The 22,868-nt window shown below is 51.9% G+C and carries 22 protein-coding genes; 20 read left to right on the top strand and 2 right to left on the bottom strand.

Annotated features, from left to right (window positions below; all coding sequences use genetic code 11):
* Positions 1–210 precede the first annotated feature (210 nt).
* From HMPREF1546_RS08340 to HMPREF1546_RS08255, 20 genes are all read left to right on the top strand, one after another.
* Entirely contained in the window at positions 211–609 is a 399-nt protein-coding gene (locus tag HMPREF1546_RS08340) for a plasmid mobilization relaxosome protein MobC (protein WP_002569238.1), read from the top strand.
* The gene (locus tag HMPREF1546_RS08335) at positions 581–2,203 is read left to right on the top strand and encodes a relaxase/mobilization nuclease domain-containing protein (protein ID WP_036630484.1); all 1,623 of its coding nucleotides are present in this window, start codon (positions 581–583) and stop codon (positions 2,201–2,203) included. Before HMPREF1546_RS08340 ends, HMPREF1546_RS08335 begins: the two co-directional genes overlap by 29 nt.
* Positions 2,204–2,388: 185 nt before the next feature.
* Entirely contained in the window at positions 2,389–2,601 is a 213-nt protein-coding gene (locus HMPREF1546_RS08330; RefSeq protein WP_002569236.1) for a hypothetical protein, read from the top strand.
* The gene (locus tag HMPREF1546_RS08325) at positions 2,591–3,340 is read left to right on the top strand and encodes a phage replisome organizer N-terminal domain-containing protein (RefSeq protein ID WP_002569235.1); all 750 of its coding nucleotides are present in this window, start codon (positions 2,591–2,593) and stop codon (positions 3,338–3,340) included. Before HMPREF1546_RS08330 ends, HMPREF1546_RS08325 begins: the two co-directional genes overlap by 11 nt.
* Positions 3,337–4,191 (top strand): ATP-binding protein, encoded by an 855-nt coding sequence (locus tag HMPREF1546_RS08320; RefSeq protein ID WP_002569234.1) that lies wholly within the window; start codon positions 3,337–3,339, stop codon positions 4,189–4,191. Before HMPREF1546_RS08325 ends, HMPREF1546_RS08320 begins: the two co-directional genes overlap by 4 nt.
* Positions 4,188–4,376, top strand: a complete 189-nt coding sequence (locus HMPREF1546_RS08315; RefSeq protein WP_002569233.1) for a transposon-encoded TnpW family protein — start codon at positions 4,188–4,190, stop codon at positions 4,374–4,376. Before HMPREF1546_RS08320 ends, HMPREF1546_RS08315 begins: the two co-directional genes overlap by 4 nt.
* Before the next feature lie 111 nt (positions 4,377–4,487).
* Entirely contained in the window at positions 4,488–6,098 is a 1,611-nt protein-coding gene (locus HMPREF1546_RS08310; RefSeq protein WP_002569232.1) for a recombinase family protein, read from the top strand.
* A 21-nt stretch (positions 6,099–6,119) separates the two neighbouring features.
* Positions 6,120–6,281, top strand: coding sequence for a Maff2 family mobile element protein (locus HMPREF1546_RS18285; RefSeq protein WP_083490985.1), 162 nt, complete (start codon positions 6,120–6,122; stop codon positions 6,279–6,281).
* 70 nt (positions 6,282–6,351) lie between these two features.
* Positions 6,352–7,215, top strand: a complete 864-nt coding sequence (locus HMPREF1546_RS08305; protein ID WP_242972565.1) for a VirB6/TrbL-like conjugal transfer protein, CD1112 family — start codon at positions 6,352–6,354, stop codon at positions 7,213–7,215.
* Between the two features lie 4 nt (positions 7,216–7,219).
* Entirely contained in the window at positions 7,220–8,128 is a 909-nt protein-coding gene (locus HMPREF1546_RS08300; RefSeq protein ID WP_021749496.1) for a hypothetical protein, read from the top strand.
* A gap of 1 nt (position 8,129) precedes the next feature.
* Positions 8,130–8,522, top strand: coding sequence for a PrgI family protein (locus HMPREF1546_RS08295; protein WP_006774460.1), 393 nt, complete (start codon positions 8,130–8,132; stop codon positions 8,520–8,522).
* Positions 8,482–10,878 carry a VirB4-like conjugal transfer ATPase, CD1110 family gene (locus tag HMPREF1546_RS08290; protein ID WP_036630487.1) on the top strand — a complete coding sequence of 799 codons (2,397 nt, stop codon included), beginning with the start codon at positions 8,482–8,484 and terminating at the stop codon, positions 10,876–10,878. Before HMPREF1546_RS08295 ends, HMPREF1546_RS08290 begins: the two co-directional genes overlap by 41 nt.
* Complete coding sequence (locus tag HMPREF1546_RS08285; protein ID WP_021749498.1) at positions 10,875–11,831, top strand: site-specific DNA-methyltransferase; 957 nt, start codon at positions 10,875–10,877, stop codon at positions 11,829–11,831. Before HMPREF1546_RS08290 ends, HMPREF1546_RS08285 begins: the two co-directional genes overlap by 4 nt.
* Positions 11,828–13,795 (top strand): C40 family peptidase, encoded by a 1,968-nt coding sequence (locus HMPREF1546_RS08280; RefSeq protein ID WP_021749499.1) that lies wholly within the window; start codon positions 11,828–11,830, stop codon positions 13,793–13,795. The genes HMPREF1546_RS08285 and HMPREF1546_RS08280 overlap by 4 nt, the downstream gene beginning before the upstream one ends.
* 21 nt (positions 13,796–13,816) lie before the next feature.
* Positions 13,817–14,083, top strand: coding sequence for a DUF4315 family protein (locus tag HMPREF1546_RS08275; protein WP_007709576.1), 267 nt, complete (start codon positions 13,817–13,819; stop codon positions 14,081–14,083).
* The gene (locus HMPREF1546_RS08270; protein ID WP_021749500.1) at positions 14,073–14,804 is read left to right on the top strand and encodes a DUF4366 domain-containing protein; all 732 of its coding nucleotides are present in this window, start codon (positions 14,073–14,075) and stop codon (positions 14,802–14,804) included. Before HMPREF1546_RS08275 ends, HMPREF1546_RS08270 begins: the two co-directional genes overlap by 11 nt.
* Complete coding sequence (locus tag HMPREF1546_RS08265; protein WP_021749501.1) at positions 14,801–16,876, top strand: type IA DNA topoisomerase; 2,076 nt, start codon at positions 14,801–14,803, stop codon at positions 16,874–16,876. Before HMPREF1546_RS08270 ends, HMPREF1546_RS08265 begins: the two co-directional genes overlap by 4 nt.
* Entirely contained in the window at positions 16,873–17,241 is a 369-nt protein-coding gene (locus HMPREF1546_RS18280; RefSeq protein ID WP_002584962.1) for a cysteine-rich VLP domain-containing protein, read from the top strand. Before HMPREF1546_RS08265 ends, HMPREF1546_RS18280 begins: the two co-directional genes overlap by 4 nt.
* Before the next feature lie 124 nt (positions 17,242–17,365).
* Positions 17,366–20,716 carry a YodL domain-containing protein gene (locus HMPREF1546_RS08260; RefSeq protein ID WP_021749503.1) on the top strand — a complete coding sequence of 1,117 codons (3,351 nt, stop codon included), beginning with the start codon at positions 17,366–17,368 and terminating at the stop codon, positions 20,714–20,716.
* Positions 20,717–20,720: 4 nt separating this feature from the next.
* On the top strand, positions 20,721–20,930 hold the full coding sequence (locus HMPREF1546_RS08255) for a transposon-transfer assisting family protein (protein WP_002584960.1): 210 nt from the start codon (positions 20,721–20,723) through the stop codon (positions 20,928–20,930).
* A gap of 201 nt (positions 20,931–21,131) precedes the next feature.
* Here the strand turns inward: HMPREF1546_RS08255 and HMPREF1546_RS08250 are convergent, their stop codons facing one another.
* A complete protein-coding gene (locus HMPREF1546_RS08250) occupies positions 21,132–22,466 on the bottom strand; it encodes a relaxase/mobilization nuclease domain-containing protein (protein ID WP_021749504.1) in 1,335 nt (444 codons plus the stop codon).
* Entirely contained in the window at positions 22,427–22,756 is a 330-nt protein-coding gene (mobC, locus tag HMPREF1546_RS08245) for a plasmid mobilization relaxosome protein MobC (protein WP_002584958.1), read from the bottom strand. The genes HMPREF1546_RS08250 and mobC overlap by 40 nt, the downstream gene beginning before the upstream one ends.
* Between the last annotated feature and the right edge of the window lie 112 nt (positions 22,757–22,868).

The following is a 22,868-nucleotide window of genomic DNA, read 5'->3' as shown; positions in this document are numbered from 1 at the left end:
TACCGCAGTACCAAAATTCGCTTATCGCTCATTTTGCCCCTGCGGGAATCTTGTTGGGGAGTGCCTTCCCCAAACCCTGCTTATGCGGCTTACGCCGCTGGAAAATCCCTCAAAATAATTTTTCGGATTTTTCAAAAACAGTTCCGCTTTACACCCTGTTTTTCTCCTATTAGTGAGAGGACACCACGCACAGCCGAAGGAGGTTTTACCATGCGAAAACGATATAACACGCCGCACCGCAGCCGGGTAGTCAAGACACGCATGACCGAGGAAGAATACGCCGAGTTTGCGGAAAGGCTTTCTGCTTACAACATGAGCCAAGCCGAGTTTATCCGGCAAGCCATAACCGGGGCAGCCATACGCCCCATCATAACCGTTTCCCCCGTCAATGACGAGTTGCTTGCCGCTGTCGGGAAGCTGACCGCCGAATACGGCAGGATCGGCGGCAACTTAAACCAGATAGCCCGGACGCTGAACGAGTGGCACAGCCCCTACCCGCAGCTTGCCGGGGAGGTACGGGCGGCGGTTTCCGACCTTGCTGCCCTAAAGTTTGAAGTCTTGCAGAAAGTGGGTGACGCTGTTGGCAACATTCAAACATATCAGCTCTAAAAATGCGGACTATGGCGCAGCGGAAGCCTATCTCACATTTGAGCATGACGAGTTTACCATGAAGCCCACCCTTGATGAAAACGGGCGGCTGATACCGAGGGAGGATTACCGCATTTCTTCCCTCAACTGTGGGGGCGAGGATTTCGCTGTTGCCTGTATGCGGGCTAATCTCCGCTATGAGAAAAACCAAAAACGGGAAGATGTGAAAAGCCACCACTATATCATCAGCTTTGACCCACGGGACGGGACAGACAACGGCTTGACCGTAGACCGGGCGCAGGAGCTGGGCGAGCAGTTCTGTAAAGAGCATTTCCCCGGACACCAAGCCTTAGTCTGCACCCACCCGGACGGGCATAACCACAGCGGCAATATCCATGTGCATATCGTCATCAACTCCCTGCGGATTTATGAAGTCCCGCTTCTGCCCTACATGGACAGACCAGCCGACACACGGGAGGGCTACAAGCACCGCTGCACCAACGCCGCTATGGAATATTTCAAGAGTGAAGTCATGGAGATGTGCCACCGGGAGGGGCTTTACCAAATCGACCTCCTAAGCGGCAGCAAGGAACGGATAACCGAACGGGAATACTGGGCGGCAAAGAAAGGACAGCTTGCCCTTGATAAAGAGAACGCTGTCAGAGAAGCCGCAGGACAGCCGACCAAGCCCACCAAGTTTGAAACGGACAAGGCGAAGCTGCGCCGGACGATACGGCAGGCACTTTCCCAAGCTGGCAGCTTTGACGAATTTTCTTCCCTTTTGCTGCGGGAGGGTGTGACCGTCAAGGAGAGCCGGGGGCGGCTTTCCTACCTCACGCCGGACAGGACAAAGCCTATCACAGCCCGGAAGCTGGGGGACGATTTTGACAAGGCTGCTGTCCTTGTCCTGCTTACGCAGAACGCCCACAGAGCCGCCGAACAGAGCAAAGCCATACTCGAATACCCTGCCGCGGTTAAAAAGCTGTCACAAGGGGAAAAAACCACAAAAACCACCCCGGCAGACAACACCTTGCAGCGCATGGTTGACCGGGAAGCCAAGCGAGCCGAGGGCAAGGGCGTGGGCTATGACCGCTGGGCGGCAAAGCACAACCTAAAGCAAATGGCAGCTACCGTTACCGCCTATCAGCAGTACGGCTTTTCTTCCCCGGAGGAACTGGACGAAGCCTGTTCTGCCGCCTATACCGCCATGCGGGAAAGCCTTACAGAGCTGAAGCAGATGGAAAAGACGCTGAACGGGAAAAAGGAGCTGCAACGGCAGGTGCTTGCCTATTCCAAGACCCGCCCTGTCCGGGACGGGCTGAAACAGCAGAAAAACGCCAAAGCAAAAGCAGCCTACCGTCAGAAGTACGAAAGCGACTTTATCATAGCAGACGCAGCCGCCCGCTATTTCAGGGAAAACGGCATTTCCAAGCTGCCGAGCTATAAAGCCCTGCAAGCAGAGATTGAAACCCTTATCCAAGAGAAAAACAGCGGCTACAACGATTACCGGGCAAAACGGGAGGAATACCGCCGCTTACAGACTGTCAAGGGCAATATCGACCAGATTTTACACCGGGAGCGCAAGCCTGTGAAAAGGCAGGAACAGGAACGATAAAAACCGCCCCAAAATGTACCCGAACCTATACAGAACAAGGGGGCTGCCCCGTACCCTATCCGCAAATACCAAAGGATTTTTTAACGGGCTTATAGGGCAGAAAAAACCCGAAAATGATACCGAGATGATACAGAATTACCGCCGATACCGCCACACCAGCGGAAACGGCAGAAAGGAGCGCACCCATGCCAAGAATGAGCAAGAAACGGCGGCTGGAATGGTCTTTTTTCCTGCGGCAAGTGAAAGTCGGGAATTCCACCTGCGATCGTATCACATACAATGACCTCTGCCGGGGCTGTACCCATAGCTGCAAGCAGAGCTTCCGGGCGGTTATCATACTCTGCCCCCACTACTACTCCAAACGCCGGAAAAAGGAGGACAGGGACAATGGCAGATAACCGCAAGTATTACTACCTCAAGCTGAAAGAGAACTTTTTTGACAGCGACTCCATTGTGCTGCTGGAAGATATGAAAGACGGGATTTTATACTCCAATATCCTCTTGAAGCTGTACTTAAAATCGCTGAAAAACGGCGGGAAATTGCAGCTTGACGAGCATATCCCCTACACAGCGCAGATGATAGCGACACTGACCCGCCACCAGATAGGGACGGTTGAGAGGGCTTTAGAGATTTTCCGGCAGTTGGGGCTTGTGGAGCAGCTTGACAGCGGGGCTTTCTATATGACCGACATTGAGCTGATGATAGGACAGTCCTCTACCGAAGCCGAGCGGAAACGGGCTGCAAGACTGGAAAACAAGGCACTTTTACCGCCCCGGACAAAAGGCGGACATTTGTCCGACATTCGTCCACCAGAGATAGAGATAGAGTTAGAGAAAGAGATAGAGATAGAAAAAGAGAGAGAGGGAGAAACGGGACACCCCGCCCCCGCCGCTTATGGCAGATACAACAATGTGATACTGACCGATACAGAGCTTTCCGGGCTAAAAACAGAGTTGCCCGACAAGTGGGAGTATTATATTGACCGGCTTTCCTGCCATATCGCTTCCACCGGGAAACAGTACCACAGCCATGCAGCCACCATTTACAAGTGGGCGCAGGAGGACGCTGCCAAAGGCAAGGCTGCCCCGAAACAGGGCATACCCGATTATTCATGCAAGGAGGGCGAGAGCTTATGAAAAACGGAATTGAAGCTATGATTACGGACATTACAGCCACTACCGCCGAAGCGGAGGACTACACAGGCGAGGACGGGCTTTTATACTGCGGTAAGTGCCATACGCCCAAAGAAGCCTATTTTGCAGAGGGAAAGACTTGTTTCGGGCGTGACCGCCACCCGGCAGAGTGCGACTGCCAGCGGGCAGCCCGTGAAAAGCAGCAAGCCGCCGAAAGCCGACAGAAGCACCTTGAAAAAGTGGAGGACTTGAAACGCCGGGGCTTTACCGACCCTGCTATGCGGAACTGGACATTTGAGCATGACAACGGCAGAAACCCGCAGACCGAAACCGCCCGCTTTTATGTGGAGAGCTGGGAAACCATGCAGGCTGAAAATATCGGCTACCTGTTTTGGGGCGGCGTGGGGACGGGAAAAAGCTACCTTGCCGCCTGTATCGCCAACGCCCTTATGGAAAAAGAGGTTGCCGTCTGCATGACAAACTTTGCAACGATACTGGGTGACCTTGCCGCCAGCTTTGAGGGCAGGAACGAATATATTTCCCGCCTTTGCAGCTACCCTCTGCTGATACTTGATGATTTCGGTATGGAGCGAGGAACAGAATACGGGCTGGAACAGGTTTACAGCGTGATTGACAGCCGTTACCGAAGCGGCAAGCCGCTGATCGCCACGACCAACCTCACGCTGGAGGAATTGCAGCACCCGCAGGACACGCCCCACGCCCGTATCTATGACAGGCTGACTTCCATGTGCGCCCCCGTCCGCTTCACGGGCAGCAACTTCCGAAAGGAAACCGCACAGGAAAAGCTGGAACGCTTAAAGCAACTGATGAAGCAGCGAAAGGAGAGCCTATGACAGAAACGAAACAGACAAGCACCACCAAAACAGACCGCCGCCCGGACTGTGTGACGGAAATCCGCATGGGCAACTCCGTCCTTACCGTTTCCGGCTTCTTCAAGCAGGGCGCAACCGACACCGCAGCCGACAAGATGATGAAAGTGCTGGAAGCGGAAGCTGCTACACAAAAAACGGCGATTTGACCGACCATAAAGAAGCAGATTTGACGCTTTTGCCGCTATACAGACAGCCGCCCCATGTGGTACAATCAAGGTACGGAATAGTGGGGCTGGCTGTCGGAAACGGAGGATTTTATGTTAAGACAGACCAACCAACAACCAATTACCGCCCTTTACCCAAGACTATCCCATGAGGACGAGCTGCAAGGCGAAAGCAATTCCATTTCCAATCAGAAGCGTATCCTTGAAACCTATGCAAAGCAGAACGGCTTTTCCAATCTGCGCTGGTACACGGACGACGGTTATTCTGGTGCGAACTTTCAAAGACCCGGTTTTCAAGCCATGCTTGCGGACATTGAAGCCGGAAAAGTCGGGACAGTTATCGTAAAGGATATGTCGAGGTTAGGGCGAAACTACCTGCAAGTGGGAATGTACACGGAAATGATTTTCCCACAGAAAGGTGTCCGCTTCATCGCTATCAATGACGGAGTGGACAGCGCACAGGGCGACAATGACTTTGCCCCGCTGCGGAATATCTTTAACGAATGGCTGGTGAGAGATACGAGCAAGAAAATCAAAGCAGTAAAACGCTCAAAAGGCATGAATGGCAAGCCCATCACAAGCAAGCCTGTGTATGGCTACCTCATGGACGAGGATGAAAATTTCATTATTGACGAGGAAGCTGCACCCGTAGTCAAGCAGATATACAACCTCTGTCTTGCCGGGAATGGTCCGACCAAGATAGCCCGTATGCTCACAGAGCAGCAAATCCCCACGCCGGGAACGCTTGAATACCGCAGGACGGGCAGCACCCGCCGCTACCACCCCGGCTATGAGTGCAAGTGGGCGACCAATACCGTAGTGCATATCCTTGAAAACCGGGAATACACAGGCTGTCTGGTAAATTTCAAGACAGAAAAACTTTCTTACAAAGTCAAGCACAGTGTAGAAAATCCCCCGGAAAAGCAAGTGATTTTCGAGAACCACCACGAGCCTATCATAGACACCCAAACATGGGAACGGGTGCAGGAGCTTCGCAAACAGCGCAAACGCCCAAACCGCTATGATGAAGTGGGTTTGTTCTCCGGCATACTGTTCTGTGCGGACTGCGGCAGCGTGATGTATCAGCAGCGATACCAGACGGACAAGCGCAAGCAGGACTGTTATATCTGCGGCAACTACAAGAAACGCACCCATGACTGTACGGCGCACTTTATCCGCACCGACCTCTTGACCGCTGGTGTACTCTCCAATCTGCGGAAAGTGACCAGCTATGCGGCAAAGCATGAAGCCCGGTTTATGAAACTCTTGATTGAGCAGAACGAGGACGGGGGCAAACGCAGGAACGCCGCCAAGAAAAAGGAACTGGAAGCCTCCGAGAAACGCATAGCCGAGTTATCCGCTATCTTCAAGCGGCTGTATGAGGACAGCGTGACCGGGCGCATATCAGACGAGCGTTTCACAGAGCTGTCGGCAGACTATGAAGCAGAGCAACGGGAGCTGAAAGAAAGAGCCGCTGCTATTCAAGCGGAGCTTTCCAAAGCACAGGAAGCCACCGTGAACGCAGAAAAGTTTATGAATGTTGTCCGGCGGCATACCAGCTTTGAAGAACTTACCCCTACTCTGCTGCGGGAGTTTGTAGAGAAAATCGTTGTGCATGAGTGCAGCTATGACGAGAACAAGACCCGCAGACAGGACATTGAGATTTATTATTCTTTTGTTGGCAAGGTGGACTTGCCCGAATAACCGCCCGACCTATCCGACACAATGCGCAAGTGCCGGATAGGAACGGCAAAATTTTTTACACTTCTATTACTTCTTTATCGCACATCAGTAAAAAGCCAGGGCATGAAGCAGCTCATGGCGGGCGGCGGCGTCGCTTTGATCGGCGGCACCCTTGTTCCGCTTCTTTCCAAACTTTTTGGATAATGCCTAAAACAAATACCACCCGCCGCGCCCTCTCGGAAACGGGAGGGCGCGGGAAAGGAGGGATTAACTTTTGATATGGCAGATGATTGAAGATTGGTTTCGTGGCATTTTGACAGACGGGATTTTATCGAACCTCTCCGGCTTGTTTGACAGCGTAAATACAGAGGTTGGAGAAATCGCAACGCAAGTCGGCACGACCCCCGCCGGGTGGAACGCGGGCATATTCAACATGATACGCAGCCTTTCGGAAAATGTCATTGTACCGATTGCGGGCGTTATCATTACCTTTGTCATGTGCTACGAACTAATCCAGATTGTAATTGAAAAAAACAATCTGCACGATCTCGACACTTGGATTTTCTTCAAATGGATTTTTAAGACCTTTGTTGCGGTGCTGCTGGTAACAAACACTTGGAACATCGTCATGGGAGTTTTCGACGTTACGCAGAGCGTCGTCAATCAGAGCGCGGGGGTTATCATATCCGATACAAGCATAGACGTTACCACCGTCATTACCGACATTGAAGCAAAACTCGACGCTATGAGCGTGGGCGGTCTTTTGGGGTTATGGTTTCAATCCCTCTTTGTAGGGCTTACCATGAAAGCCCTGTCAATCTGCATTATGCTTGTGGTGTATGGGCGCATGATTGAAATATATCTTGTAACGAGCGTTGCCCCTATCCCTATGGCAACAATGGTAAATCACGAATGGGGCAGCATGGGACAGAATTACTTAAAATCTTTGCTTGCGCTTGGTTTTCAGGCGTTTTTGATTTTGGTGTGCGTGGGCATTTATGCGGTCTTGATACAGACAATCGCAGCAACCGACGACATTTCCGGCGCGATCTGGGCTTGCATGGGCTATACCGTCCTCTTGTGCTTTACCCTTTTCAAAACGGGGAGCCTTGCAAAGAGCGTCTTTTCGGCACATTAAGGGGGTGAGTTATGATTTGAAAATCGGCTTAATCGACGTTGACAGCCATAATTTCCCCAACCTCTGCTTGATGAAGCTATCCGCGTATCATAAAGCAAAGGGGCATACGGTGGAATGGTGGAACGCAAAGGGGCGGTACGACCTTGTATATAAAAGCCGCGTCTTTACGGACACCTATTCCAAAGACACGATAACCGTTACCAACGCGGAACAGGTTATTTTCGGCGGTACGGGCTACGACACGAAAAACCGCTTGCCGCCGGAAGTGGAACACAGTTACCCGGATTATTCTATCTACCCGCAGTTTTTCGGGATTGCCTACGGCTTTTTAAGCCGGGGTTGTCCGAGAAATTGCGGGTTTTGCATTGTCAGCGGTAAAGAGGGGCGCAAAAGCGTTAAGGTTGCGGATTTGTCCGAGTTTTGGAAATGGCAGCCGGAAATAAAAATCATGGACGCTAATCTGCTTGCCTGTCCCGACCATGAAAATCTCATTGAGCAGCTTATACGAAGCCGCGCATGGGTGGATTTTTCGCAAGGGCTGGATATTCGCCTTGTGAACAGGGATAATGTCAGCCTGTTAAATCGGGTACGGATAAAAGCGGTACATTTTGCATGGGATAATCCCGACGAGGACTTGACCGGGTATTTCCAACGTTTTTTGGATTTGACAGCCATTAAAAGCAGCCGCCAGCGGCGCGTGTATGTTCTTACCAACTACGGCAGCACTCACGAACAGGATTTATACCGCGTGAACACCTTGCGGGCTATGGGCTTTGACCCGTATGTGATGATTTACGAGCGTCCAACCGCCCCGCCTGTTACCCGCCATTTGCAACGATGGGTAAACAACAAGCGGCTTTTCTATGCTGTTCCCCGCTTTGAAGATTACATTCCGGGCAGAAAGGAGGTATGAAATGGCGTATGTAACCGTCCCAAAGGACTTAACAAAAATCAAAAGCAAGGTAATGTTCAACCTTACGAAACGACAGCTAATTTGTTTCAGCGCGGCGGTGGCAATCGGACTGCCGCTGTTCTTTTTGGTAAAAGGCAGCGTTGGAACGAGCGCAGCGGCATTGTGCATGGTGCTTGCCATGCTGCCTATGTTTTTGCTTGCCATGTACGAGAAAAACGGGCAACCGCTGGAAGTGATTATTCGGCAATTTGTGGAAGTGAAGTTTCTTCGCCCCAAAGAGCGACCTTATCAGACCAACAATTTTTATGCCGCCCTTGCGCGGCAAGAGCAATTAGATAAGGAGGTACGGGCGATTGTCAAAGGAAAAGAAAAACACCCAAAACGAAAAGCGTAAACTTTCCCGACAGGAAAGAAAACAGATAGATACCCTTATCCGACAGGCAAAGGGCGACGGGAAGCCCCATACGGCGCAGGACAGCATACCGTTTGAGCGAATGTATAAGGACGGGATTTGCCGCCTTGCAAACGGGCGGTATTCCAAGTGCATTGAGTTTGAGGATATAAATTATCAGCTTGCGCAGCCGGACGACAAAACCGCCATTTTTGAAGCCCTTTGCGATATGTATAACTCGTTCGACGCTTCTATCAGCGTGCAGCTTTCCCTAATCAGCCGCCATGCGAACAAGGACGATTTTAAGAACAGTATCACGATTGCACCGCAGAATGACGACTTCGACAGTATCAGAGCAGAATACACCGAAATGCTTAGGACGCAGCTTGAACGCGGAAACAACGGGCTTATCAAAACCAAGTTTCTCACCTTTACCGTTGAAGCAAAGGACATTAGATCGGCGCGGGCGCGTCTTGCCCGCATTGAAACGGACACCCTCAACCATTTTAAGGTGATCGGCGCGGCGGCGCGGGTATTGGACGGGAAACAGCGTCTTGAAGTGCTGCATGGGATTTTTCACCCGGACGGGGAACGCTTTAACTTTGCGTGGGAATGGCTACCCGCAAGCGGGCTTTCCGTCAAGGACTTTATCGCCCCGTCCTCTTTCCGATTTGGCGACGGGCGAATGTTTCAAATGGGCGGCAAGTTTGGTGCGGTTTCCTTTTTGCAGATCGTCGCGCCGGAACTCTCCGACCGTATGCTTGCCGACTTCATGGACGCGGAAAACGGGATTATCGTCAATCTGCACATTCAGAGTATCGACCACAACGAAGCAATCAAGACGATTAAGCGCAAGATCACCGACCTTGACCGCATGAAGATTGAAGAACAAAAGAAAGCAATCCGCAGCGGTTATGACATGGATATTATTCCGTCCGACCTTGCCACCTACGGCGGGGAAGCAAAAAACCTACTCCGCGATTTGCAGAGCCGCAACGAAAGAATGTTTCTGCTCACGCTGCTTGTCTTAAACCTTGCAGATACCAAGCAGAAATTGGATAACGAAGTATTTGGGGCGGCGGCAATCGCACAGAAATACAACTGCATTTTGACCCGCCTTGACTACCGGCAGGAACAGGGGCTTATGTCCTCTATCCCGTTGGGGGAAAACCTTATCCATATCCAGCGCGGCTTGACGACCAGCAGCACCGCCGTTTTCGTTCCCTTTACGGTGCAAGAGCTGTTCCAAAGCGGCGAAGCATTGTATTACGGCTTAAACGCCCTTTCCAACAACATGATTTTGTGCGACCGAAAGAAGCTGAAAAACCCCAACGGCTTGATACTCGGCACACCGGGCAGCGGCAAAAGTTTTTCTGCAAAACGCGAAATCACAAACGCTTTTCTTATTACGGCAGATGATATTATCATTTGCGACCCCGAAGCCGAATATTACCCCCTTGTCGGACGTTTGAAAGGACAGGTTATCAAGGTTTCGCAGAACAGCACGCAGTACATTAACCCTATGGATATTAACCTCAATTACAGCGAGGGCGACACGCCCATAGCCTTAAAGAGCGATTTTATCCTTTCCTTTTGTGAGTTGATTATGGGCGGTAAAAACGGGCTGGAAGCTGTTGAAAAGACCTTGATTGACCGCGCTGTTATCAGCGTGTACCGCAACTACCTTGCCGACCCGAAGCCTGAAAATATGCCGATTTTGGGCGACCTCTACGACGAAATCAAGAAGCAGCCGGAAAAGGAAGCGCAGCGTATCGCGGCGGCATTGGAACTCTATGTAAACGGCAGCTTGAACATTTTTAACCACAGGACAAACGTTGACATTCATAATCGCCTTGTCTGCTTTGATATTAAGGAACTCGGTACGCAGCTTAAAAAAGTCGGTATGCTTATCGTCCAAGACCAAGTATGGAACAGAGTAACGGTAAACCGCAGCGAGGGCAAGGCGACGCGGTATTACATCGACGAGTTTCATTTGCTCTTGAAAGAGGAACAGACCGCCGCCTATTCCGTCGAGATTTGGAAGCGTTTTCGCAAGTGGGGCGGTATTCCGACAGGTATCACGCAGAACGTCAAAGACCTTTTGACGAGCAGAGAAGTTTCAAACGTTTTTGAAAACAGCGATTTTGTCTATATGCTCAACCAAGCCCAGGGCGACCGGGAAATCCTTGCCAAGCAGCTTAACATTTCGCAGCAGCAAATGACCTATGTAACCCATTCCGAAGCGGGCGAGGGACTTATCTTCTATGGCAACGTGATTTTGCCCTTTATTGACCGTTTCCCGAAAGATACGGAACTCTACCGCGTAATGACGACCAAGCCCGGCGAGGTGTCGGCATGAGGATAGAAACGGATAAAATCTATTGCGGCGACAGCTTGCAGGTGCTTCAAACCTTGCCGGATAACTGTTTGGATTGTTGCGTAACGTCCCCGCCCTACTATGCTTTGCGCGATTACGGCACAGACGGGCAGATCGGGCGGGAAGCAACGCCGGAGGAATATGTTTCCCGCATTACGGCGGTTTTCCATGAGGTAAAGCGGGTGCTTACGCCGGAGGGTACTTGTTGGCTGAATATCGCGGACACTTATTGCGGCACAGGCAGCAAAGCCGACCACCAAGACCCGAAATACCCCAAAGGCAGGAACGGGCAGCAAGTGGCGGTAAACCACCGCGCCCCCGGCTGCAAGCCGAAAGACCTAATCGGTATTCCGTGGCTTGTAGCCCTTGCCTTGCGGGGCGACGGTTGGTATTTGCGCAGTTCTATCATTTGGCACAAGGGAAACGCCATGCCGGAAAGCACGCGGGACAGACCGACGCGCTGCTATGAATATGTGTTTCTGCTTACCAAGTCAAAGAAATATTACTATGATTGGCAAGCAGTAGCCGAGCCGATAGCCCCCACAACGGCGGTACGGCTGAAAAGCGGAGTTGGGAAAGGCAACAAATATGCCGCTACCGTTCCGGGGCAAAACCAGCCGCAGAAAATCAACCGTCCCCGCAGGAAAGGCGCATACACCGACGAAATGATTTCCCCCGTCCGCAGCCGCCGCAACGTTTGGCAGATCAACACAGCTTCCTATCGCGGCGGGCATTTTGCAGCGTTCCCGCCCAAACTTGCGGAAACGTGCATTTTGTCGGGCTGTCCTGTCGGCGGGATTGTGCTTGACCCGTTTTTAGGCAGCGGCACGACCGCAGCGGCGGCAAAAAGCCTTTCCCGCCGCTATGTGGGTATAGAGATCAACCCCGAATACTGCACCCTTGCAAAACAGCGTATTGGAGGTGATGAACATTGAGCAAGGAATTAAAAGCCCCCGACAAGGTAACGCAGAAAATGACCCGCGACGGGGCGATTGCGGAAAACCTTACGACGGGCGAAACAACGAGTATCAGCGAAAGACCGCCGGAGGAAAACTATTCAGCCCCCGTAGCGGGAGCAGCAGAAAAGACAACCCAACGTATCAGCACAGAGGTTAGCCGCCACTTTGAAAAGGGCGCGGAGAAAAAGACCCTTGACGCAGCACAGCTTAAAACCCATACGTCCCGCTTGCAGTTTTCCGAAGCGGAACGGGCAACGCCGGACCTGCAAAAGGCAATCAAAAAATCCGATACGGCGGCTGACCGTTTAGACAAAGCGCGGGCAGCTATCCCCAAACAGACCAAAATCACAAAAGAGCGCGTTTTTGACGAAGCCAAAGGCAAAGCAAAGACGCGCCTTGCTTTTGAAAAAACGGATAAGCCCCCAAACGGCAAGTTGCGTCATAACCCGTTATCCCGTCCGGCGCAGGAATTGGACGCCGCCGTACATGGAAAAATCTATGAGGTGGAGAAAGAAAACGTCGGTGTGGAAAGCGGACACAGGATAGAACTTGTGGGCGAGAAAGCGGGCGGCATGACGACGCGGGCAGTAAAACGCGGCATACGCAGCCATAAGCTGAAACCTTACCGGGCGGCGGCAGCAGCCGAGAAAAAGGCAGCAAAGGCAAACGCCGATTTCCTCTACCAAAAGGCGCTGCATGATAACCCCGCCCTTGCGCACTCCAACCCGATTTCCCGTTTTTGGCAAAAACAGCGCATTAAAAAGCAGTATGCAAAGGCGTTGAAAACGGGCGGCAAGGTGAAAAAGACCGCCGAAGCCACCGCAAAGGCGGCGAAGAAAACGGCGCAGGAAACCAAACGGGCGACGTTCTTTGTCGTCCGGCATTGGAAAGGCTGTTTGATTGTGGGCGGGATTGCCTTTATCGTGCTTCTGTTTTTCGGCGGCTTGTCCTCTTGTTCCCTGTTCGGCGGCAACAGCGGCAGCGGCTTGATTGCGTCGTCCTATCTCTCCGAGGACGCGGATATTACAGGCGCAGAAAGCGCGTATGTCGCTATGGAAGCCGAGTTACAGGATATGCTGGATAACATCGAAAGCGAATACCCCGGCTATGACGAATACCGGGTAACGGCTGACGAGATCGAGCATGACCCGTATGTGCTAATCTCTATCCTCTCCGCTTGGCATGAGGGCGTGTTTACTCTCGATGAAGCGCAAAGCACCCTTGAAATGCTCTTTGATAAACAGTATATCTTGACGGTTACGGAGGAAGTCGAGGTACGCTACCGCACCGAAACGCGGACGGACAGCGAAGGCAACGAATACGACGTTGAAGTAGCCTATAACTATTACATTCTCAATGTGGATTTGGAAAACTTCAACCTCTCCCATGTTCCCGTTTACATTATGGGCGAGGAACAGCTATCCATGTACGCTATGTATATGTCGTCGCTGGGAAACAGACCCGATCTTTTCCCGCAATCCGGCTATATTTCAAAATACTATGAAAACCCGCCAGCGGATTATGAAATCCCGCCCGCCTATCTGGAAGATGAACAGTTTGCGCGGCTCATTGAGGAAGCGGAAAAGTATGTCGGTTTTCCTTATGTGTGGGGCGGCAGCAGCCCGGAAACCTCTTTTGATTGCAGCGGTTTTGTTAGCTATGTGCTGACGAACAGCGGCTTATACAATACGGGCAGACTTGGGGCGCAGGGGCTTTACAACATTTCAACCCGCGTTTCCAACCCGCAGCCGGGGGATTTGGTTTTCTTTACGGGTACATATGACACACCGGGGGTATCTCATGTGGGTATCTACGTTGGCGAGGACGGGGACGGAAGCCCCGTCATGCTGCATTGTGGCGACCCGATACAATACGCAAAACTTGATACAAGCTATTGGCAATCCCATTTTTACGCCTATGGGCGGCTACATTACAACTGACTTTGAAAGGAGTTTATTTCTATGGCAAACACGAAACTTGACCGTATCGAAAGGGATATTGAGAAAACGAGGGCGAAAGTCCTTGAATACCAAAAAAGGCTGAAAGACCTTGAAGCGCAGAAAATCGAGGAAGAAAACGCGCAGATCGTTCAAATGGTGAAAGCGGTACACCTTGACGGGGCGCAGCTTGCCGCGTTCCTCTCCGCCTATGCCAACGGCGAAATCATTTTGCCGCAGCCGGACACAGACTATACCGACGAACAGGAGGAAACCGAAGATGAAGCATAAAAAACTGTTCCGCAGCGTTACCGCTTTGCTTGCCGCCCTTGTACTCATGGGCGGCTTTTCTGTTACCGCTTTTGCGGGCGGCGGTGATGTGAGCGACGAGCCGCCTACCCCCGTAACCGAAACCGAGCCGGAAGAAACGACGGGCGGCTATGAGCCGCAGCCCTTAACGCCGGAGGGCAACATGAGCCTTGTGGACGACATAACGGGCGAAGCGTCCGGCGATAAGCAGTTTATTACCGTCGTTACGAAAAACGGAAACTATTTTTACATCATCATTGACCGCGCCGAGGACGGAGAAAACACCGTCCATTTCCTCAATCAAGTTGATGAAAAAGACCTTTTGCAGCTTATGGAGGACGAACAGACCGAAGCCCCCGCTTGTAGCTGTACTGAAAAATGCGTTGCCGGAAGCGTCAACACCGATTGCCCCGTTTGCAGCGTCAATATGAGCGAGTGCGCGGGCAAGGAAGCCGAGCCGGAGCCGGAAGAAACCGAGCAGCCGGAGCCGGAGGAAGATAAAGGCGGCGGCATGGGCGGTGCTATTCTGCTTGTCGTGCTGCTTCTTGCCGCAGTGGGCGGCGGCGCGTTCTATTACTTTAAGATTATGAAGCCCAAAAAGGACGCGGCAAAAGGCAGCAGCAACCTTGACGATCTCGATTTTGACGAGGACGACGAGGACGAGGAAGAATTAGAAACCGAGCAGGAGGACGAGAAAGTATGAAACTTGTAATTGCAGAGAAACCGAGCGTCGGGGCGGCGATTGCCGCCGTACTTGGCGCGAATGAAAAGCGCAGAGGATATTTTGAGGGCGGCGGCTACCTTGTGTCCTGGTGTATCGGGCATTTGATTAGCCTTGCGGACGCGGCGACCTACAACGAGCAGTACCGAAAATGGAAGTATGACGATCTCCCCATTGTCCCGCAGGATTGGCAGTTTACCGTTGCCAACGGCAAGGAGCAGCAGTTTTCCGTACTCAAAGACCTTATGCACCGCAGCGACGTTTCCGAGATTGTCAATGCGTGCGACAGCGGGCGCGAGGGAGAACTCATTTTTCGCTTTGTCTATGAACAGGCAAATTGCAAAAAGCCCTTTTCCCGCCTTTGGATTAGCAGTATGGAAGAAAGCGCAATCCGCGAGGGCTTTTCAAACCTCAAAGACGGGCGCAGCTATGACAACCTCTATCAATCCGCGCTTTGCAGAGCAAAGGCAGATTGGCTTGTCGGGATTAACGCGACCCGCCTTTTCTCTATCCTCTATCACAAAACGCTGAATGTCGGCAGAGTGCAGACGCCCACCCTTACCATGCTGGTAAACCGCGACTATGCGATCAGCAGCTTTAAGAAAGAAAAATATCATGTTGTCCGTCTGGACGCGGGCGGTGTTTCGGCTTTGTCCGAAAGGTTGAACGACGAAGCGGCAGCGCAGCAGATGAAAGCGGCTTGCGAGAAATCGCAAGCCGTTTGTACTTCCCTCAAAAAAGAGAAAAAGACCGTTGCACCGCCGAAGCTGTTTGACCTTACCGCGTTGCAGCGCGAAGCCAACCGCCTGTACGGGTTTACGGCGAAACAGACCCTTGATTATGCGCAAGCCCTCTATGAAAAGCGGCTTTTGACCTATCCCCGCACCGACAGCAAATATATCACTTCCGATATGCAGGACAGCACAAAGGAACTCATTACCGGGCTTTGTTCGCTGCTTCCCTTTATGCGGGACGTGAAGCTGCAAGCAGACCTTACAAGGGTTTGCGACAACAGCAAAGTAACCGACCACCACGCTATTTTGCCGACAGCCGAGTTTTTGAAAACGGGCTTTTCTTCCCTTACCGACAGCGAAACAAAACTTATGACCCTTGTATGCGCGAAGCTGCTTTGCGCCGCAGCCGCGCCCTATGAATATGAAGCGGTTACGGCGGTTATCTCTTGCGGCGGTTATACCTTTACCGCAAAGGGAAAGACGACGCTTTGCGAGGGGTGGCGTGAGATTGAAAAGCTGTCCCGCGCCGCGTCCGAGGAACAGGACGAGGACGCAGAGCCGGAAACCGTTTTGCCGCCGCTTGCCGAGGGGCAGACCTTTGACAATCCGGCAGCGGAGATCTCCGAGTGTTACACGCAGCCCCCGAAAGCATATACCGAAGATACGCTTCTGTCCGCTATGGAGAACGCGGGCAAGGAAGAAACGCCGGAGGACGCAGAGCGCAAAGGGTTAGGCACTACCGCAACGCGGGCGGGTATCATTGAAAAACTCATTAGTGCGGGCTTTGCCGAGCGCAAGGGCAAAAAGCTAATCCCCACAAAGGACGGGTATAACCTTGCCGCTATCCTGCCCGACAGCCTTACGTCCCCGCAGCTTACGGCAGAATGGGAAACGCGCCTTACCGGGATTGCAAAGGGCAGCGACAGCCCCGCCGACTTCATGCGCGGGATTGAGGAAATGACAGCGGGGCTTGTCAAGACCTATTCCGCGATTTCCGAGGATAAAGCGAAGCTGTTTACCCCGCAGCGGGAAGCAATCGGCACTTGCCCCCGTTGCGGCGCGGCGGTTTACGAGGGCAAGAAAAACTTTTACTGCTCCGACAGGGCTTGCAGCTTTGTGATGTGGAAGAATGACCGCTTTTTTGAGCAGCGCAAAAAGGCTTTCACAAAGGCGATTGCCGCCGCCCTTTTGAAAGACGGAAAGGTAAAAATCAAAGGTATGTACTCGACCAAGACGGGAAAGACCTTTGACGGAGTTGTGCTGCTTGCCGACACAGGCGGCAAGTATGTAAACTTCCGCGTCGAGCAGAACCGAAAATGATAAGGCTTGATGAAAAGCAATACCGCGCCGTAAAGAAAATGACCCGCGCCGCTTGTGCAAACAACGATTGCGGGAATTGTCTGCTGCTGGACGACGGGGAAACTTGCGTGTGTGTGCAGAGTATCAGCTATTCGCTGTTATGCCGCTATTTCCGCGAAGCGGTATTACCCGCCGACAGGCAGCTTTGCGAACAGATCACCCGCAGCGGGGAAACCGATTTGAAGCGTTGCGCGGTATGCGGCAGCACGTTTGCGGCGGGCAGCAACCGGGCGAAATACTGCCCCGATTGCGCGGCAAAGATACGCCGCAGACAGAAAGCCCAAAGCGAGAGAAACAGGCGTTTACGGATAAAAACAACTACATAGCAAGCACAGCAAACGAGTACCCGTTTGCGAGAAATGCCCGCGCTTCCCATAGAGAGCGCGGGCATTTTGCTTGTTGGGATAGTCCCAAACCCTTAAAAATCGAGAAAGGACGTGATGAAACAATATGCCGTATTCTTCATACGACCATGACAAATTGGAAACCGCCGAAACCATGCGGATAGAACGCCGGATATATTTTGAAGCAAAGGACGGGGATATTGCCCCCTATGTTTCCTTGCCGCCGGAGCAGCTACACGCCATGCGCGAGGAAAGCGCGGCAGCGGAACAGGCGATTTTTAACGATCTCTCAAGCCGCGCCGCCGCATGGGAGGAACAGGCGGGCAAAACGCTTTTGCTTGACAAAGCGATTGAATACACAAGGACAACCGTTGTGCAGCACACCGCTAACGAGTGGCAGACCACCGAGCATAACCGCCATATTCGCAGCAACCGGGTATATCAGATGAATTACTACATTTACGAGAATACCCGCTACGACAAAGAAGCGCAGAAATCTATCCCGTATTCATGGACGCTTACATGGAGCGTGCGCACCAACAGCCCAAGCAGAACCCAAGCGAAGATTGCCGGACAAGATAGAAAGGTTTTCACCGACAAGGCAGCTATGGAAAAGTATCTGAATGGGCGTATCAAAGCGTATGACCGCTTGTTTACGGAAATCTCCCCGCCTATCCCGCAGGAGTACGCCGACTATTTCAAAGTAAACGGTATGCTCATGCCGGACTACACCATAGAGGGCGAAGAACCCCCGCAGCAGCAGCAACAGGCGGCAGCTATCCCCGAAACTACCGGGCAGGAAAAGGAGCGTGAACACATGAGCGAACAGTTTTCTATTATGATTGGCAACCGCAGCCGTTTTGAAGCGGGCGACCCAAGCGGCTATTGGCTGGATATGCCCGCCACAAAGGAGCAGCTTCACGAAGCCATGCAGAGCGTCGGCATTACCGCCGATAACCCGCAGGATTTTTCCATTCGCGGCTTTTCCGACGACCCGGAGAAACATATTGCCTTGCCTTATGAAATGGTATGCGCCGCCGACGTGGACGAACTCAATTTTCTTGCGGCGCGGCTCGAACAGCTTGACCCCGCCGAGGTTGGCAAGCTGAACGCAGCTTTGCAGCAGAAAAACGGGCTTGCAAATATTGGACAGGTAATTGACTTCACCTACAACGTGGATTTTTACGTCCATATCCCCGAAGTACATAACTACCACGATTTGGGCGACTATTACTTAAATCAATCCGGCATGGTACAAATGCCCGAAGAATGGAAAGGCGGCATTGACCTTTCTACTTTTGGCAGGAACGCTGCCGCGCAGGAAAAAGGCGCGTTTACCGAGTACGGCTATATCGTGGAAAGCGGCGACGAGTGGGAGCGTCAGTTTGAGGGGCGCGAAGTGCCGGAAGAATACCGCATTATGAGTTACCCGCAGCCGGAGCGCGGCGAACAGGACAAAGCCTATATGGACGCAGCCGAAACGCAGCAAGCAGACGCACAGGCCGCAGAGCCGCAGCAGCCCCGCCCCGTCGTCCCCATTATCCTTACTTCCGAAAAGCCCGCCGAAAAGGTAAAGGAGATCACCGCGCGTTTGGAACAGGGCGTACAGGCGATTTTTGACAGCGACCGCTACAAAGAGTTTCTAACCGCTATGTCAAAGTTCCATGATTATAGTTTGAATAACACTATCCTAATTGCTATGCAGGGCGGCAATTTGGTAATGGGCTTCCGTCAATGGGAAAAGGAGTTTGACCGCCATGTAAAGAAAGGCGAGAAAGGCATTAAAATCTTTGCCCCCGCGCCCTACAAGGTGAAAAAGCTGGTTGATAAAATCGACCCCGAAACGAGAAAGCCCATGCTTGACCGCGAGGGAAAAGTGGTAAAGGAAGAAAAGGAAATCACCGTCCCCGCCTTTAAGGTTATAACCGTCTTTGATATTTCGCAGACCGAGGGCAAGGAGTTTCCCGACCTTTCCGTTAAACCGCTGCTTGCCGATGTGGAGCAGTACGAGGATTTTTTCGCCGCCCTTGAAAAAGCGTCCCCCGTCCCGATTGCATTTGAGCAGATCACAAACGGCGCAAATGGGTATTTCAGTTTGACCGACAAGCGTATTGCAATCAAAGAGGGCGTGAGTGAATTACAGGCGGTAAAGACCGCCATTCACGAAATCGCCCATGCGAAGCTGCACGACGTAGACTTAAACGCCCCGCCGGAGCAGCAAAACCGCGTTGACCGCCATACCTGCGAGGTAGAAGCGGAAAGCGTCGCTTATACGGTTTGCCAGCATTTCGGCCTTGATACTTCCGATTACTCTTTCGGCTATGTGGCTGGTTGGAGCAGCGGCAAGGAAATGACCGAGTTAAAAGCGTCCCTTGAAACAATACAGACCACCGCAAAGGAACTCATTACCGAGATTGAGGGGCATTTTACCGAGTTGCAGCAGCAGCGGCAAGCCGAGCAGGAGCAGGGCGATACCTTTTCCATTTATCAGTTAAAGCGCGGGGACGAAACAAGGGACTTGCGCTTTGAGCCTTATGACCGTCTGCAAGCGGCTGGACTTACCATTGACCGGGTAAATTATGAACTCGTCTATACTGCACCGCTTACAAAGGATATGACGCTGGGCGACATTTGGGAAAGGTTTAATATCGACCACCCCGCCGACTTTAAGGGGCATAGCCTTTCCGTTTCCGACATTGTTGTGCTTCATCAGAACGACGAGGACACCGCCCACTATGTAGACAGTATCGGTTTTCAGCAAGTGCCGGAGTTTTTGCAGGAGCAGCAGACCCCCGTATTTGACAAGCTGCCGCCCGAACAGCAGCAAGCCTTGTCCGACACCGTACAAGACACTTTGCAAATGCTGGTTGACGCAGACAAGCGGATTTATGGCGACGTTACGGGCAAGACCCTTGAAGCAATCGCGGCGCAAGGATATTCCTACAAGGACGGGCAGCTTGAAAAGCAGCAGCCGGAAGCGACCCCCGACAGCCTTTTGACGGGTGAAACCGTTAGAACGCCGAGGGGCAATTTTCATATTACCGATATGAGCCGTGAACAGATCGAAGCGGCGGGATTTGGTTTTCACCATGCGTCGGAGGACGGGAAGTATCTCATTATGGGGAATGGCACACAGGCTTATGCCATAGCCGCCGAGCAGCCGCAGCGGGATAATCCCTTAAAGCACGTCGAGGACACCATAGAGCAGAACGACAACAATTTTGACGGGCTTATCAACAATACGCCGCAAACGCCCACCGTTGCAGATTTTGAGCAGCGGGCAAAGGCGGGGGAAGCGATTTCCGTTACCGACCTTGCAAAAGCGGTAAAAGCCGAGAAACGGGAACAGCCGCAGAAAAAACCGTCCATTTTGAAGAAGCTGGACGAATACAAGAAACAGGCGGCGCAGCAGCCGAAAGATAAACAGAAAGAGCATAAAAAGGATTTGGAGGTTTGATAGCATGAATACCCGCTTTACCATTGAGGAAGAAAACATTGTTGCGATCTACGCCGAGGACAGCCGGGAAACAACGCTTGAAAATATCCTTGCCGCCATGCCCTACATGGACGAGGATATGCGCCAGCTTGCCGCCGCAGCGGTGAACAAGCTGCAAGCCATGACGGACAGCGAGTTTTCCGAAAGGGAGTTTATCTTGACCGACGAGGAATAGCCCATAGAGAACAGGGGCGCGGTTGCCGATTTCCGGCACCGCGCCCCTGTTCTTTTTTTGTCCTTGCGTGGACAATTAGAAAGCCGTTTTTGCGGGTTTGAATATACTTTATCGTCTATGTCGTTTTCATGCGCTGGAAGCCGCAGAAACACAGGCGTTTTCAGCCCTTAACATTCCACTTGCCACCCCATGTTTTGCGCCTTATCGCTCCTGCTCCCGCGCCCTGCTTTGGGACGGGTAAAGAATACTATCGACGTTCTTTTTGACAACGCCGTATTCCTGCATTTGCTTCTTGGCTTGCCGATAATCTTCATACAATTTGGTTTTCCTGTCGTTTAAGCTTCTATACTCCTTGCGCAGCGCGGCGAGATCGGGCAGCTTCTTTATCTGCATTTCCTTTAATGCCCTTGCCGCAGCTTCAAACAGGATAATTTCGCTTTCATGCCCCCGCAGATACTTTTCCTTGTCCGGCGATTTTCGGTATTCATCGTAAATCGGTTTTAACTGTCGGTATGTGGTGGTGTGCTTGATAAGCAGCGACAAATCAGACATACGCTGTTCCACTTCCTTAACCGCCTTTGCCGCCGCGTCATGGGCGGTCATAATATCCGCAATTTTGCTTTCAAGGTCGCTATAATATTCAATCTTGTTTTCGGTCAAGAAGTTCATGCTTTTCGCAGCCTGTTTCAGATTATGGATTTTCGCCCACCGTTCATAGCCCGCCGATTGTTGGGCTTTGATACTGTTTTCAAGATCGACGACAAGCCGGATTTTCTTATCTTCCCGCAGCGTTTTTGTTTTGGCAACATACACGCCCTTGATACGCTCCTTTATCGCTTCTTCCGTATAGGCCGCGCCGAGCGTCTTTGTGCGGGTAAACCGTTCCTGTCCGGCAGCGCGAAAGGAAATGTATTTGCCCTGTTTGATTTCATACCCCATTTCCTGCAAGCGGCGCAGCAGTTCGTCAAAATCTTTCACTTGGGGAATGAGAGTATCTATCGCCGTTTTCAGCTTTGCTTTGTAGCTTGTCCCTTGCTTTTCGGCGGTGTATTCTGCATAGCTTTTTCCCTTGTCCTGTCCCGGTACGACGACGGATAGCCCATGCTCTTTACATATCCTGTCGCTGGTGCGCCGGATAAAGTGATAGCTTTGCTTGTTGGAATGGTACTTTTTGTAGTCAACGAAGCTAACCGCGTTGAAAATCAAGTGATTATGCAGATGGTCTTTATCGACGTGAGTTGTCAAAACAAACTCATACTTGCCGCCTAATACCGCCCCGGCAAGTTCCATGCCGATTTTGTGCGCTTCTTCCGGTGTGGTTTCTCCCACCGCAAAGGATTGTATCAAGTGCCGCCCTAAATGTGTGCCGCGATCTCCGGCAGCTTCCCGCGTCCATGCAAACTCAATATCGGCGGTTTCCAGCCCGCAGCCGAAAGAGGACGCAAGCAGCTTCCCGTCTGTCTTTTCGGGATTTAAGATATAGTCTATCGCAGCCTTTAAGGTTGATTTAATAGGGTGCGTCTTTGTAACCGCCATATCTCGTCCACCGCCTTTTTAATGTCCTCTATATCCTGCCTGTAAACCGTCCCCGTCGCATTGGCGCGTTTTGCAATTTGGTTGATGTTCCGGCTCACCGCTTGCAGTTCCCGGATATATGCTTTTGTGTCGCTTCGGTCAACGACAAGAATATACCCGTCTATCGCCATTTTACGGAAGTATGCCCCATACTGCTTTATGGGAAGCTGCTTCATCTTCTCGTCGATCAGCCGCTTTTCTTCTTCCGTAACGTAAAACTTCATCTGTATATTTCTCTTTCGGTTTTCCATTTCCGCACCGCCTTTCGGTATAAGGGTTTGGGATTATCCCAACAAGCATTTTCCGCAAACGGGTACTCGTTTGCTGTGCTTGCTATCTACTCCATACCCCCACCGAAAGGCG

Origin of the sequence: Oscillibacter sp. KLE 1745, from assembly GCF_000469445.2 — a bacterium.
In the GTDB taxonomy this organism is placed as follows: Bacteria; Bacillota; Clostridia; order Oscillospirales; family Oscillospiraceae; genus Oscillibacter; species Oscillibacter welbionis.
The sequence above is the reverse complement of the archived record's forward strand: the minus strand, read 5'-3'. Positions and strand labels throughout refer to the sequence as shown.

What these genes read in the sequence shown, in the direction of transcription:
- HMPREF1546_RS08340 (WP_002569238.1), top strand. Translation starts at nt 211, where the DNA reads ATGCGAAAACGATATAACACGCCGCACCGCAGCCGGGTAGTCAAGACA.
- HMPREF1546_RS08330 (WP_002569236.1), top strand. Translation starts at nt 2,389, where the DNA reads ATGCCAAGAATGAGCAAGAAACGGCGGCTGGAATGGTCTTTTTTCCTG.
- HMPREF1546_RS08325 (WP_002569235.1), top strand. Translation starts at nt 2,591, where the DNA reads ATGGCAGATAACCGCAAGTATTACTACCTCAAGCTGAAAGAGAACTTT.
- HMPREF1546_RS08320 (WP_002569234.1), top strand. Translation starts at nt 3,337, where the DNA reads ATGAAAAACGGAATTGAAGCTATGATTACGGACATTACAGCCACTACC.
- HMPREF1546_RS08315 (WP_002569233.1), top strand. Translation starts at nt 4,188, where the DNA reads ATGACAGAAACGAAACAGACAAGCACCACCAAAACAGACCGCCGCCCG.
- HMPREF1546_RS08310 (WP_002569232.1), top strand. Translation starts at nt 4,488, where the DNA reads ATGTTAAGACAGACCAACCAACAACCAATTACCGCCCTTTACCCAAGA.
- HMPREF1546_RS18285 (WP_083490985.1), top strand. Translation starts at nt 6,120, where the DNA reads ATGCGCAAGTGCCGGATAGGAACGGCAAAATTTTTTACACTTCTATTA.
- HMPREF1546_RS08295 (WP_006774460.1), top strand. Translation starts at nt 8,130, where the DNA reads ATGGCGTATGTAACCGTCCCAAAGGACTTAACAAAAATCAAAAGCAAG.
- HMPREF1546_RS08285 (WP_021749498.1), top strand. Translation starts at nt 10,875, where the DNA reads ATGAGGATAGAAACGGATAAAATCTATTGCGGCGACAGCTTGCAGGTG.
- HMPREF1546_RS08275 (WP_007709576.1), top strand. Translation starts at nt 13,817, where the DNA reads ATGGCAAACACGAAACTTGACCGTATCGAAAGGGATATTGAGAAAACG.
- HMPREF1546_RS08270 (WP_021749500.1), top strand. Translation starts at nt 14,073, where the DNA reads ATGAAGCATAAAAAACTGTTCCGCAGCGTTACCGCTTTGCTTGCCGCC.
- HMPREF1546_RS08265 (WP_021749501.1), top strand. Translation starts at nt 14,801, where the DNA reads ATGAAACTTGTAATTGCAGAGAAACCGAGCGTCGGGGCGGCGATTGCC.
- HMPREF1546_RS18280 (WP_002584962.1), top strand. Translation starts at nt 16,873, where the DNA reads ATGATAAGGCTTGATGAAAAGCAATACCGCGCCGTAAAGAAAATGACC.
- HMPREF1546_RS08260 (WP_021749503.1), top strand. Translation starts at nt 17,366, where the DNA reads ATGCCGTATTCTTCATACGACCATGACAAATTGGAAACCGCCGAAACC.
- HMPREF1546_RS08255 (WP_002584960.1), top strand. Translation starts at nt 20,721, where the DNA reads ATGAATACCCGCTTTACCATTGAGGAAGAAAACATTGTTGCGATCTAC.
- HMPREF1546_RS08250 (WP_021749504.1), bottom strand. Translation starts at nt 22,466, where the DNA reads ATGGCGGTTACAAAGACGCACCCTATTAAATCAACCTTAAAGGCTGCG.
- mobC (WP_002584958.1), bottom strand. Translation starts at nt 22,756, where the DNA reads ATGGAAAACCGAAAGAGAAATATACAGATGAAGTTTTACGTTACGGAA.